13 protein-coding genes and 1 tRNA gene are annotated in these 12,577 nt (G+C 61.9%); 10 read left to right on the top strand and 4 right to left on the bottom strand.

Going from position 1 to position 12,577, the window contains the following annotated elements; all coding sequences use genetic code 11:
- Position 1: 1 nt before the first annotated feature.
- Positions 2-78, bottom strand: a tRNA-Arg gene (locus VJV58_RS08310).
- Between the two features lie 235 nt (positions 79-313).
- A complete protein-coding gene (locus tag VJV58_RS08305; protein WP_324136861.1) occupies positions 314-1,759 on the bottom strand; it encodes a HAMP domain-containing sensor histidine kinase in 1,446 nt (481 codons plus the stop codon).
- Between the two features lie 406 nt (positions 1,760-2,165).
- On the opposite strand from VJV58_RS08305, the gene rpmH reads away from it, so the two are divergent.
- The 10 genes from rpmH (at position 2,166) to dapE (ending at position 10,810) form a co-directional block, all read left to right on the top strand.
- Entirely contained in the window at positions 2,166-2,300 is a 135-nt protein-coding gene (rpmH, locus tag VJV58_RS08300; RefSeq protein ID WP_006609582.1) for a 50S ribosomal protein L34, read from the top strand.
- A gap of 23 nt (positions 2,301-2,323) precedes the next feature.
- The gene (gene rnpA, locus VJV58_RS08295) at positions 2,324-2,677 is read left to right on the top strand and encodes a ribonuclease P protein component (protein ID WP_324136860.1); all 354 of its coding nucleotides are present in this window, start codon (positions 2,324-2,326) and stop codon (positions 2,675-2,677) included.
- A gap of 54 nt (positions 2,678-2,731) precedes the next feature.
- Positions 2,732-4,588: a membrane protein insertase YidC gene (gene yidC, locus VJV58_RS08290; RefSeq protein ID WP_324136859.1), complete on the top strand. Its 1,857-nt coding sequence runs from the start codon at positions 2,732-2,734 to the stop codon at positions 4,586-4,588.
- A gap of 105 nt (positions 4,589-4,693) precedes the next feature.
- Positions 4,694-5,344: a ribosome biogenesis GTP-binding protein YihA/YsxC gene (gene yihA, locus VJV58_RS08285; RefSeq protein ID WP_324136858.1), complete on the top strand. Its 651-nt coding sequence runs from the start codon at positions 4,694-4,696 to the stop codon at positions 5,342-5,344.
- The gene (locus tag VJV58_RS08280) at positions 5,344-5,724 is read left to right on the top strand and encodes a DUF423 domain-containing protein (protein ID WP_324136857.1); all 381 of its coding nucleotides are present in this window, start codon (positions 5,344-5,346) and stop codon (positions 5,722-5,724) included. Before yihA ends, VJV58_RS08280 begins: the two co-directional genes overlap by 1 nt.
- Before the next feature lie 81 nt (positions 5,725-5,805).
- Positions 5,806-6,702 (top strand): acetylglutamate kinase, encoded by an 897-nt coding sequence (gene argB / locus VJV58_RS08275; protein ID WP_324136856.1) that lies wholly within the window; start codon positions 5,806-5,808, stop codon positions 6,700-6,702.
- Positions 6,702-7,790: a DUF1036 domain-containing protein gene (locus VJV58_RS08270; RefSeq protein WP_324136855.1), complete on the top strand. Its 1,089-nt coding sequence runs from the start codon at positions 6,702-6,704 to the stop codon at positions 7,788-7,790. The genes argB and VJV58_RS08270 overlap by 1 nt, the downstream gene beginning before the upstream one ends.
- A 114-nt stretch (positions 7,791-7,904) precedes the next feature.
- A complete protein-coding gene (locus tag VJV58_RS08265) occupies positions 7,905-8,585 on the top strand; it encodes a pyrimidine 5'-nucleotidase (RefSeq protein WP_324136854.1) in 681 nt (226 codons plus the stop codon).
- 198 nt (positions 8,586-8,783) lie between these two features.
- Positions 8,784-9,629 (top strand): 2,3,4,5-tetrahydropyridine-2,6-dicarboxylate N-succinyltransferase, encoded by an 846-nt coding sequence (gene dapD, locus VJV58_RS08260; protein ID WP_324136853.1) that lies wholly within the window; start codon positions 8,784-8,786, stop codon positions 9,627-9,629.
- 14 nt (positions 9,630-9,643) lie between these two features.
- On the top strand, positions 9,644-10,810 hold the full coding sequence (gene dapE, locus VJV58_RS08255; RefSeq protein ID WP_324136852.1) for a succinyl-diaminopimelate desuccinylase: 1,167 nt from the start codon (positions 9,644-9,646) through the stop codon (positions 10,808-10,810).
- Between the two features lie 32 nt (positions 10,811-10,842).
- Here dapE and truA read toward each other — a convergent pair whose 3' ends face one another.
- The gene (truA, locus tag VJV58_RS08250) at positions 10,843-11,580 is read right to left on the bottom strand and encodes a tRNA pseudouridine(38-40) synthase TruA (protein WP_324136851.1); all 738 of its coding nucleotides are present in this window, start codon (positions 11,578-11,580) and stop codon (positions 10,843-10,845) included.
- Positions 11,580-12,515 carry a methionyl-tRNA formyltransferase gene (gene fmt, locus VJV58_RS08245; protein WP_324136850.1) on the bottom strand — a complete coding sequence of 312 codons (936 nt, stop codon included), beginning with the start codon at positions 12,513-12,515 and terminating at the stop codon, positions 11,580-11,582. The genes truA and fmt overlap by 1 nt, the downstream gene beginning before the upstream one ends.
- Positions 12,516-12,577 lie beyond the last annotated feature (62 nt).

The following is a 12,577-nucleotide window of genomic DNA, read 5'->3' as shown; positions in this document are numbered from 1 at the left end:
CTGGCGCGCCCGAAGAGATTCGAACTCCTGACCCCCAGATTCGTAGTCTGGTGCTCTATCCAGCTGAGCTACGGGCGCGTTTTTCGCAAAGCCTTTCGGGACCCAAGGGCCGCCGATGCCGCATGCATTCGGAAATCATTTCAGAGGTCGCGAAAGCGCGCCATAGCTACCGGCTCCGGACCGGCTTGGCAAGGTGCGACGGGGCGGCGTTTCGTCCTCGATTTACGTGCAAAATCGCGCGGTAAAGCACCTGGAACGAGCGCGGTGGCTAACAAGTCGTGATACGCGGGGAATGAGGACGGGCGAGCAGCCGCTAAGCCCGCGCGCGTTCGTTGCGAATGGTCTGGAGTTCCACCGGGCGATCCGGTATCGCGATCCGGAACGTGGCGCCGATCGTGCCCTCCACCAGGTGGATCTCGCCGCCGTGGGCGCGGACCAGTTCGGCGGCGATCGTCAATCCCAAGCCGCTGCCACCGGGCCGACCCGAACTCTGGAAGGCTTCGAACAGGTGATCGCGAGTCCGTTGCGGAAGACCGGGGCCGGTATCGGAAATCTCCAAGATCGCGACGCTACCCTCGCGCCGGCCGGTGATGCGGATCTGTCTCGGCGCGGCATCGGCCTGCGGCCGGTTGTCGAGCGCCTGCGCCGCGTTGCGCACCAGATTGAGCAGCACGCGAAACAACTGATCGGGGTCGGCATCGATGGTGAGCCCGCGCTCGATCGCGCTGATCCAGGTGATCGAGGCATCCGACACTAACCCGGCGGACTCGCGAACCTCGGCAACGATGGGCTCGACCAGCATCATGTGGCGGTCCGGCGCCGCCTCCTGCGCTCGACCATAGGACAGCGTCGATTGGCAGAACGCGATCGCGCGCTCGAGCGAGCGCATCAGTTTCGGAGCGAAGCGCTGCACGCGCGGATCGGGCACACTTGCCAGTTGATCGGAAAGCAATTGCGAGGAAGCCAGCAAGTTGCGCAGGTCGTGATTGATTTTCGAAACCGCCAGCCCCAACGCCGCGAGCCTGCTCTTTTGATGGAGCATCGAGACCAGGTCGCGCTGCATGTCCGACAATTCGCGTTCAGCGACGCCGATCTCGTCGCCGCGCTGGCTGGGCACGATGATGCGCGCTGAACTTTCGGGGTTTTCGTGGAACGCCACCAGGCTCGCGGTCAAACGCCGCATCGGCCGCACGAATAGATAATGCAGGGCCAGGTACACAAGCGCGGCGGTGAGCACCGCGATGCCCAGCGAAATCAACAGCAGATTGCGCGAAAACCGGTACATCGCCTGACGCAGGGGCGCTTCATCGATCACCACCTCGATGAACTGCGCGCTGCCGGGCGCCGGCCCGATCACGCGGATCGACTGGTTGCCGGTTTCCAGCATGATCTCCAGGGAATCCACGATCGCCGACCAGACGGTCATCGAGCGCATGTCGAAATCATGATCGATCGAGCGCGGCAGATCGGCGCTGGCCAGAAGCCGCCGCTGCTGGCCCATTTTGATCGCCACCGCCCGCGCGCCGATACTGCGCAGGATCTGGCGCGCCAGCGAATCCGGCACCATGCCCGATGGCGCGGCATCGAGCACCAGCGCCGCAGTATTCGCCGCGGCCAGGCGATCATTCAGGCGATTGATCCGGAAATTGGCGATCGCGGGGACATAGATCAGCACTTCAGCGATCATCACCAGCGGAATTGTCAGCAGTAATAGCTTGCCGGACAGGCCAAGGCGACGGAGCGGCCTGGGCCGCCGCATTCCGATGCTCGGCTGTTGCTGGCTTTCTGACACGTATCTGCCTTCCCGCCTCGTTTGCAGGATGCGACCGGCTTTTTTGGGGGTCAAATTACAGATCGCTAATGACTGCCGGTTCCATCATGTAGTGTCCGCGGCAGAAGGCCGCTATCCCCGCCCGGAAAAATGCCGCCGAGCGATATAATCCGATGAATTTGCAGGCGGGATTGCGTCATTGGAACGACGCGAAACACGAGTTGCCCAACGTTGACGGAAACCGGCCGCTCCCGTATAAGCCGCGCCAATTGTCCGCGATGACCCGGTCTCACCGGGGCGGCCCATTAAAGGCCGGAAACGGCCCGTTTGGGCCCGCCATCACCGGACTAACCTCATTATCAGGCACAATTGCCCGGTCAGCGGAGAACGAGCCGTGAAGCGGACTTATCAACCCAGCAAACTGGTGCGCAAGCGCCGTCACGGCTTCCGTGCCCGCCTCGCGACCACCGGCGGCCGCAAGGTGCTCGCCGCGCGCCGCGCTCGGGGCCGTAAGCGTCTGAGCGCCTGAGCCGGGCTTCCCGGAGATTCCTCATGGATCGGCTAAGGCAGCGGGCGGACTTCCTCGCCGTTGCCAATGGCGCGCGGGTCACTAGCGCTGCCTTCGTAGTCCAAAGCCGACGGCGCGAGGACGATGGTCCGATCCGGATTGGCTTCACCGTCACCAGGAAGAACGGCACCGCCACCGAGCGCAATCGCATCCGCCGGCGGCTTCGCGAATTGGTGAAGCGGCTGGACGTCATAACAATGCGACCGCACAGTGATTATGTGCTAGTCGGCCGTCGTGCGGCGTTGAATCGCGACTTCACCATCATGCTCGACGACCTCCGCTTGGCGCTGCGTCGCCTCGATCGGCAGCCCAGGAAGCCTCACGACGCGACCGCTTGATGCAAGCCGAAAACCGAATTGCGAAAACCGAATTGAATGACGAGAACCTGAACGATGACCGATAATCGCAACACCATCCTCGCCGTCATTCTGTCCGGCCTCGTGCTGATCGCGTGGCAGTATTTCTACAACATGCCGCAGATGGAGAAGCAGCGCGCGGCGCAGCAGGCCCAGAGCGAGATGGTGAAGCCAGCGCCGCAGGCCGAACATGCGACGACCCCGTCGACGGCCCCGCCCAGCAACACGGCGCCGTCGGCCAACGCCCCCGCCCAGTCGCCTTCGACGGCGGCGGTCGTCAGTCGAGAGACCGCCCTCGCCGCCACGCCGCGCGTCAAGATCGACACACCGCGCCTGACCGGCAGCATTTCGTTGAAGGGCGCGCGCATTGACGATCTGTCGCTGGTCCAGTTCCGCGAGACCGTCGATCCGAGCTCGCCTGCGATCGTGCTGTACTCGCCTTCCAATACCGCCAATCCTTATTACGCCGAGTTCGGCTGGGTCGGAGCCACCGGCTCGACAGCAAGACTTCCCGACCAGAACACGGTTTGGCAGCAGGAAGGATCAAACAGCCTAACGCCCGGCAGTCCGGTCACGCTGAAGTATGACAATGGCGAGGGACTCACGTTCCGCCGCACTATCTCGATCGACGATCGATACCTGTTCACGATCAAGGACGAAGTCACCAATGTCGGCAATGCGCCGCTCACGGTGTACCCGTTCGCTCTGATTTCCCGGCACGGCACCCCACAGGTTGCGGGCTACTACATTCTGCACGAGGGCCTGATCGGCTATCTCGGCGACCAGGGCCTGCAGGAATACGGTTACAAAAAAATCGACGATGCAAAGTCGGTCAGCTTCAAGGTCACGGACGGCTGGCTCGGAATTACCGACAAATACTGGGCGTCCGCCTTATTGCCCGACACCAACGCACAGCTTCAGGCCCGTTTCTCTTCCAACCTAGTCGGCACGGTTCGCACCTACCAGACGGATTATCTGGAGGATCCGCAGACCATCCCGATCGGCGGCAGCGCGAGTGCAAACGCGCGCCTGTTCGCAGGCGCCAAGGAAGCCAGCGTGGTCGGCATCAATTTTCCGCTCGCGGGACTTGGTGGCTACAACAAGCAGCTTTCGCTCAACCATTTCGATCTGCTGATCGATTGGGGTTGGTTCTACTTCATCACCAAGCCGATGTTCCTGGCGCTGGACTTCTTCTATCATCTTGTCGGCAATTTCGGCATCGCCATTCTGCTGGTCACGGTGCTGGTGAAGCTGCTGTTCTTCCCGCTTGCCAACAAATCCTATGCGTCGATGGCGAAGATGAAGTCGGTGCAGCCGCAATTGGCCGCGCTGAAGGAGCGTTATCCCGACGACAAGATGAAGCAGCAGCAGGAGATGATGGAAATCTACAAGAAGGAGAAGATCAATCCGATCGCCGGTTGTCTTCCCGTCGCCTTGCAGATTCCGGTGTTCTTCTCGCTCTACAAGGTGCTGTTCGTCACCATCGAAATGCGGCACGCGCCGTTCTTCGGCTGGATCAAGGATCTCTCCGCGCCCGACCCGACCAATCTGTTCAACCTGTTCGGGCTATTGCATTTCGATCCGACCCAGGTGCCGCTGTTCGGGCACTATCTGGCGCTCGGCGTCTGGCCGATCATCATGGGCATCACGATGTGGTTCCAGATGAAGCTCAATCCGACGCCGCCCGATCCGACCCAGAAGATGATCTTCGACTGGATGCCGCTGATCTTCACGTTCATGCTGGCCGGCTTCCCAGCGGGTCTCGTGATCTACTGGGCGTGGAACAACCTGCTTTCAGTGCTGCAGCAAAGCTTCATCATGCGTCGCAACGGCGTGAAGGTCGAACTGTTCGACAATCTCAGGGCCACCTTCGCTTCCAAGAAGGCGACATAGGCTCTCGGGTTGCTTCGCGCTACGAACTCTCCCTCATCCTGAGAAGCGGCCTCTTGGCCGCGTCTCGAAGGATGGGCCACGGCCTGATGCCTCGGGAATCTTCGCATGACCATGGATGCCGATGCGGAGTTGATCGAACTGGGGCGCAAGCTTTTCGCCGGCGAATGGCAATTCTTCTGGGCCTCGCCCTCGATCGAGACGCTGCCGCCGATGTCAGGCGTGGAGGTTGCGTTTGCCGGCCGCTCCAACGTCGGCAAGTCCAGCCTGATCAACGCGCTGACCGGCCGCAATGCGTTAGCGCGAACCTCACACACGCCGGGCCGCACCCAGGAACTGATCTTCTTCGAAGGGCCGGACAAATCAGGTTTGCGGCTGGTCGACATGCCCGGTTACGGTTTCGCCTCGGCGCCCAAAACCAAGGTTGCGTCCTGGACGGCGCTGATCCGGAAATTCCTGCAGGGTCGCAGCAATCTGGCGCGGGTCTATGTGCTGATCGACGCGCGTCACGGCCTCAAGGAGATCGACCTCGACATCCTCAAAACGCTCGACGAGTCCGCTGTCAGCTATCAGGTGGTGCTCACCAAGGCCGATCAGGTGAAGCCGGCAGAGCTCGAGCAACGCCTCGCCGATCTCACCGGCGCATTGGCGCAGCACGCGGCGGCCTTTCCGGAGGTGCTGGTGACGTCGTCGCGCTCCGGCGCGGGCATGTCCGAATTGCGCGCGGCGATGGTGCGTGTGCTTCGTGAGCGCAGTTGATGTCGGGACCTAGCCCGGCGCTCGCGCTGATCGTTCTGGCTGCAATCATGGGCGCGGGAGGTGTCATTCTCGCCGCCGCATCAGCGCATCAGGCGGATGCGAGCCGGTTGGGACCAGCTTCCTCGATGCTGCTGTTTCACGCGAGCGCCGTGCTCGCAACCGTGGCGCTGAGCGAGCGCGCCATCGTCAATGCCCAGCTTGCGATTGCCGCGGCATGGGGATTCGTGGTTGCGGCTACGCTATTCGCGACCGATCTGACGCTACGCCAATATGCCGGTCACAGCCTGTTTCCCTTGGCCGCGCCTACCGGCGGCACGCTTCTGATCCTGAGCTGGTTGTTGCTGGCGGTCGCGGCGGCATGGCCGCGCCGTAGCCCCTGATGGCGCGGCGGACATGCTTTGCGCCATGCCCGCCAATCAGATAGAAACCGCCCCGACCCCGCTGACCACGAGACCCGTTTCATGGCCGATGTTTCGAAAATCAGTCCGCTCGACCAGGCCCGGATCCTGTCCGAGGCGCTGCCGCATATGCAGCAGTATGACGATGAGACGATCGTCATCAAATATGGCGGCCATGCAATGGGCGCGGAGGATCTCGCCAAAGCATTCGCCCGTGACGTCGTTCTGCTGGAACAGACCGCCATCAACCCGGTGGTGGTGCATGGCGGTGGCCCGCAGATCGCGACCATGCTGAAGCGGCTCGGCATTCAGTCGGAATTCGCGGCCGGGCTGCGCATCACCGACGCCGCCACCATCGAGATCGTCGAAATGGTGCTCGCCGGTTCGATCAACAAGCAGCTGGTCGGCTATATCAACGAGGCCGGCGGCAAGGCGGTCGGCCTGTGCGGCAAGGACGGCAGCATGGTGAGCGCGGTCAAAGCGAGCCGCAGCATGGTCGATCCGGGTTCGCAAATCGAAAAAGTGGTGGATCTCGGCTTTGTCGGCGAGCCTGAAAAGGTTGATTTAACGCTTTTGAATCAGTTGATCGGCCATGAGCTGATTCCGGTGCTGGCGCCGCTGGCGACGTCGCGAACCGGCCAAACCTTCAACGTGAACGCCGATACGTTTGCCGGCGCGGTTGCCGGCGCGTTGAAGGCGAAACGTCTGCTGCTCTTGACCGACGTTCCCGGCGTGCTCGACACGTCGAAGAAGCTGATCCCGGAACTATCGGTAAGGGACGCCCGCAAGCTGATCGCGGATGGCACGATATCCGGTGGCATGATCCCGAAGGTCGAGACGTGCATCTATGCGTTGGAGCAGGGCGTGCAGGGCGTGGTCATCATCGATGGCAAGATGCAGCATGCGGTCTTGCTCGAATTGTTCACCAACCAGGGCACCGGCACGCTGATTCACAAGTGATGGCGAATGCCTATCCAACTTCGTGGCCGCGCAAGCTGGTCCGGCTTGCGCAGCCTACCCTTACACGCCTGCGCACGCGGCGGTCCGTCGGTTGCGCAACTGTCGCTCTCGTCGCCACCATCATCGGCGTTTCCGTTCCGGCGGGACCCGCTTACGCCGACCTCAAGCTCTGCAATCGGATGAGCTACGTCGTCGAGGTCGCGATCGGCATTGATGACAAGGCCGCGACCGCCACGCGCGGATGGTTTCGCATCGATCCGGCCGCATGTCGGGTGGTCGTGCAGGGCACATTGACCGCCGATCGCATCATGCTGAACGCGCGTGCGCTGGGCGTGTACGGCGCCTCGCCGGTCCCGCAGAGCGGTGGGGACACGCTGTGCATTGCGCCTGATAATTTCGTCATTGCGGCGGCCCGCCAATGTCGCGGCGGCCAGACACCCGCGCCCTTTAGCCAGATCAATCCGACGGCCACGGATGACGGCAATCTGGTGGCTTATCTCGCCGAGGACAGCGAATATGACGATGAGCAGGCGCGGCTTGCCGGCATTCAGCGGCTGTTGCTGATCGCGGGTTATGATGCCGCGCCGATTGACGGCGTCGATGGCCCGAAGACGCAAGCCGCGTTGGCGGCATTCTTGAAGGCCCGGGGCCTCACGCTCGAGATGGTGCAAGCACCGAATTTTTTCTCGACCATGATCGATGCCGTACAATCCCCTTCTCCGACTGGACTGACATGGTGCAACGATACGCCGCACAAGATTATGGCCGCGGTCGCCACCGACGATGGAAAGGCCGTGACCAGCCGCGGCTGGTACCGCATCGATCCCGGCAAATGTCTGCACCCGGATGTCACGGGCCAGCCGCGGAAAATTTTCAGTTTCGCGGAAGCGGTCGATGGCGACAATCGCAGTGTCAAGTTCAGGGATAAACCGTTGAACTGGGGCGGCATCACGCAGCTTTGCACCCGCGAGAGCAAGTTCGAGATCAGCGAACAAGGCGACTGCGTTGGCCGCGGACTTGCAGTCACCGGCTTTGCCGCCGTCGATATGTCGAGCGGTGGCAAGACGCTTCGATTTGCGGTGCCGTGAACGTTGATTTTTCGCAAGGACTGCAAAGAAAACGCAACGAAGAGCACACAACAGTACCTACCATAGCGTATAGGGCCGTGTTGGCCGGGTGACGCGATAGAGCTATGAAAAAATATGCCTCGCCAATTTAGTCACATCGACACCTGGGTGTTCGATCTCGACAACACGCTCTATCCGCATCACGTTAATCTGTGGCATCAGGTCGATGCGCGGATTGGCGAGTTCGTCGGAGACTTTCTTGGCGTGAGCGCGGAAGAAGCGCGTCGGATCCAGAAGGACTATTATCGCCGCTACGGTACGACGATGCGCGGGATGATGACCGAACACGGCGTGCATGCCGACGACTTTCTCGCCTATGTGCATCAAATCGATCACTCACCCCTGGAGCCGAATCCGGCGATGGGCGCGGCGATCTCGAAGCTGCCCGGACGCAAGCTGATCCTGACAAATGGTTCGACCGACCACGCCGACAAGGTTCTGGAGCGGCTCGGGATCGGTGCGCATTTCGAGGCGGTGTTCGACATCATCGCCGCCGAACTCGAACCGAAGCCGGCGCCGAAAACATATGAGAGGTTCTTGCGCCTTCATCAGGTCAATCCCGCGACCGCGGCCATGTTCGAGGATCTGGCCCGCAACCTGGTAGCGCCGCATCAGCTCGGCATGACCACGGTGCTGGTGGTGCCAGACGGCACCAAAGAGGTGGTGCGCGAGGACTGGGAGTTGGAAGGCCGCGATGCCGCCCATGTCGATTATGTCACCGACGATCTGACCGGTTTCCTGGAGAAATTGGCGTAGCGTTAAGGCATTCAGGCGCGACCACCCGTGCCAATCCAGCACACCTCGGCTCGAAGCCGAACTGCGGCGTCTCGGAATACTCTAGCGGCTGCTTTCGCCGGTGATGGTCGCCACCATTGCCTTGACTCCGCGCGCCCGAATCCCGACAAAAGCCCTCCAAAATTGCCGCAATTAATTCCGTCTTACTAAGGAAATCCGATGTCTTTGCCCGCGCTCGAATCCACCATCAACGCTGCTTTCGATGCACGGGACGGCATCTCGACCGCGACCAGGGGCGACGTCCGCGACGCCGTCGATCACGCGCTCGAACTGCTCGACAAGGGCGCGGCGCGCGTGGCGGAGCGCGAGAGCAGCGGAAAATGGAAGGTTAATCAGTGGCTGAAGAAAGCGGTGCTGCTCTCGTTTCGGCTCAACGACATGAGCGCGATCTCGGGCGGGCCGGGCAAAGCCTCGTGGTGGGACAAGGTGCCCTCGAAGTTCGAGGGCTGGGGGGAGAACCGGTTTCGCGATGCTGGGTTTCGTGCCGTGCCGGGCGCGATCGTGCGCCGCTCGGCCTTCATTGCTAAGAACGTGGTGCTGATGCCTTCTTTCGTCAATCTCGGCGCCTATGTCGATGAGAGCACCATGATAGACACGTGGTCCACCGTCGGCTCGTGCGCCCAGATCGGCAAGCGGGTGCATATTTCAGGCGGTGTCGGCATCGGCGGCGTGCTGGAGCCGCTGCAGGCCGAACCTGTCATCGTGGAGGACGATTGCTTCATCGGCGCACGCTCGGAAGTCGCCGAGGGCGTGATCGTCCGCAAAGGCGCCGTATTGGCGATGGGCGTTTTCCTCGGCGCCTCTACCAAGATCATCGATCGCGACAGCGGCGAAACGTTTATCGGCGAAGTCCCGGAATATGCCGTGGTGGTACCGGGAACCTTGCCGGCTCGGCCGCTCAAGAATGGCCAGCCAGGCCCCTCCACCGCCTGCGCGGTGATCGTCAAGCGGGTGGATGAGCGCACCCGCGCCAAGACAAGCATCAACGAGTTGCTGCGAGATTGAAATCTGACGGACCGATGACGGACGCCCTTTCCATTGCCCGCGACCTCCTGCGCTGCCCGTCGGTCACTCCGGCGGACGCCGGTGCCCTCGACGTGCTGGAGAATCTCCTTGTGGAGGCCGGCTTTGAGGTGCATCGCGTCACCTTTGGCGAACCCGGCACCGCAGATATCGACAACCTATATGCCCGCATCGGCAGCGGCTCTCCACACATCAGCTTTGCCGGACATACCGACGTGGTGCCGCCCGGCGACGAGACCGCCTGGACCCACGGCGCGTTCGATGGTGACGTCGAGAATGGATTTCTTTACGGCCGCGGTGCCGTCGACATGAAGGGTGGCATTGCCTGCAGCGTAGCGGCGGTGCTCGAACATCTGCTCGCGCATGAAGGCAAGCCGCGCCAGGATGGGAACGGCTCGATCTCGTTCCTGATAACCGGTGACGAGGAAGACCTTTCAGTCAACGGCACTGTCAAGCTATTGGAATGGGCGGCGGCACGCGGCGAGAAATTCGATCACTGCATCCTCGGTGAGCCCAGCAATGTCGAGCAGGTCGGCGATTGCATCAAGGTCGGCCGTCGCGGCTCGCAATCCGGCACGTTATATGTGGATGGAATCCAGGGGCACGTCGCCTATCCGCATCGCTCGGCAAATCCGGTGCCGGATATTTCGAGATTGATCGTGGCGTTGAGCGAGCAGCCGCTCGATCAGGGTAGCGCCCAGTTCCAGGCTTCCAATCTCGAATTCACTTCGGTGGATGTCGGCAACACCGCCAGCAATGTGATCCCGGCGCAGGCGCGCGCTAAATTCAACATTCGATACAACGATCTCCATAGCCAGGAGACGCTGCGAGCCTTGGTGGAGCAGCGCTTGGCAGAAGCGGCGGGAAATCGAATCCGCGCTCGCATTATGTGGGAGCCTTCCAACTCCAATGTCTTCGTCACAAAACCGGGCGCGTTTACTGACCTCGCGATTGCCGCGATTGAGGAGGTCACCGGCCGCAGGCCGGAATTGAGCACCTCGGGCGGGACGTCGGATGCGCGCTTCATCTCGAGCTATTGCCCGGTGATCGAGTTCGGGCTGGTCGGCCAGACCATGCATCAGATCGACGAGCGCACGCCGGTGTCCGACCTTGAGAAACTGACCCGAATTTATCGCGGGATATTGGAGCGGTATTTCGGGTGAGAGATTGGCTCTACGCCGTCATCGCTGGCGCCTCAATAATCCACTCGCACCAGGTAAAGTCCTTCCGGCGGCGCAACCGGCCCGCAGGCGGTGCGGTCTCGCGCCTCGAGTGCTTCCGCGAGATTGTCAGGACTCCAGCGACCCTCGCCGACCCAGACCAATGATCCCACCATCGAGCGCACCTGACTGTGCAGGAATGAACGTGCCGAGGTCACGATGTGAACCGCGTCGCCTTCCCGCACGACGTCGAGCTGGTCGAGTGTTTTCTCCGGCGATTTCGCCTGACACTCGCTATCCCGAAACGTGGTGAAATCGTGCTTGCCTATCAGTTTCTGCGCCGCAATCTGCATTGCATCGGTATCGAGCGGCCGCGGCAACCGCCAGGCGCGGCCGACTTCAAGCGCGAGATTGGCGCGGCGGTTTGAGATGCGATAGCGATAGTGTCGTCGGATCGCTGAGAAGCGCGCCTCGAATGTATCCGGCACGATCTCGGCCGACAGCACGCCAATCGGATGCGGCCGCAGATGCGCGTTAAGACCGTCGCGAAACCGGCCCGGCACGAAATGCTTTGTGATGTCGCAATGCGCGACTTGTCCCAACGCATGAACGCCGGCATCGGTGCGCCCGGCGCCGTGAACGCGGACGTGCTCACCGCAGATCGCCTTTACCGCCTGTTCAAGGGCGCCTTGAATCGAGGCGCCGTTTTCCTGAATCTGCCAGCCGCAGAACGGACCTCCATCATATTCGATGATCAATCTATAACGGGGCATCAGCTTAGCCGCGTCGGCGGACCAACGGGCGTGCCGCGCAAAAACTCGTCCGTCTTCATCGGCGCTTTACCCGCGCGCTGCAATTCAATGACGCGAATGGCATCCTTGGCGCAGGCTATTGTGAGACGATCATCGAGCAGTTTGCCGGGTTCGCCCGCACCGTCCTCCTCGATCACGCAGCGCAAGATTTTGAGGCGCACAGCTTCGCCTTCGATCGTCATCTCGCACCAGGCGCCGGGAAACGGCGACAGACCGTGTATGTGGCGCAGCACCAATCGCGCCGGCCTGTTCCAGTCGATCCGCGCCTCCGCCTTCTCGATTTTCGCCGCGTAGGTCACGCCCTGATGACTCTGTGGAGTAAGCTTTAGCTGGCCGCGCTCCAATGCGCCGATCGCGCGCACCATCAGATCACCGCCGAGTCGGGCCAACTCGTCATGCAGATCGGCCACGGTCGTCGTATCCGTAATCGCGGCACGTTCGGCCATAGCAACGTCGCCAGTATCGAGGCCGGCGGCCATTTTCATCACCATGACGCCGGTCTCTGCATCGCCAGCCATGATCGCTCGGTTGATCGGCGCCGCGCCTCGCCAGCGCGGCAGCAGCGAGGCATGCAGATTAAAGCAGCCGAGCGGCGGGGTATCGAGAATGGCCGGCGGCAGGATCATGCCATAGGCGACCACGACGGCGGCATCGGCCTTGTGTGACCGAAATTCCTGCGCCGCAGCCGCCGTTTTCAGTGTGGTCGGCGTCAGCACCGGTATCCCGAGCCGCCGCGCCTGCTGCTCAACGGGCGTGGGCTGCAGCTTCATGCCGCGTCCGGCGGGTTTTGGCGCGCGGGTATATACGGCAGCGACGTCATGACCGTGACCCACCAACTCAAGCAGGGTCGGCACCGCGAATTCCGGTGTGCCCATGAAGATCAGTCGGAGAGGCATGCTGCAAAAATTCCCGCGAAATCAGATTTACCGGTTCGGTTCAAGCGCGCGGCGCGCGTTCC

Source organism: Bradyrhizobium sp. (assembly GCF_035273305.1).
In the GTDB taxonomy this organism is placed as follows: Bacteria; Pseudomonadota; Alphaproteobacteria; order Rhizobiales; family Xanthobacteraceae; genus Bradyrhizobium.
The sequence above is the reverse complement of the archived record's forward strand: the minus strand, read 5'-3'. Positions and strand labels throughout refer to the sequence as shown.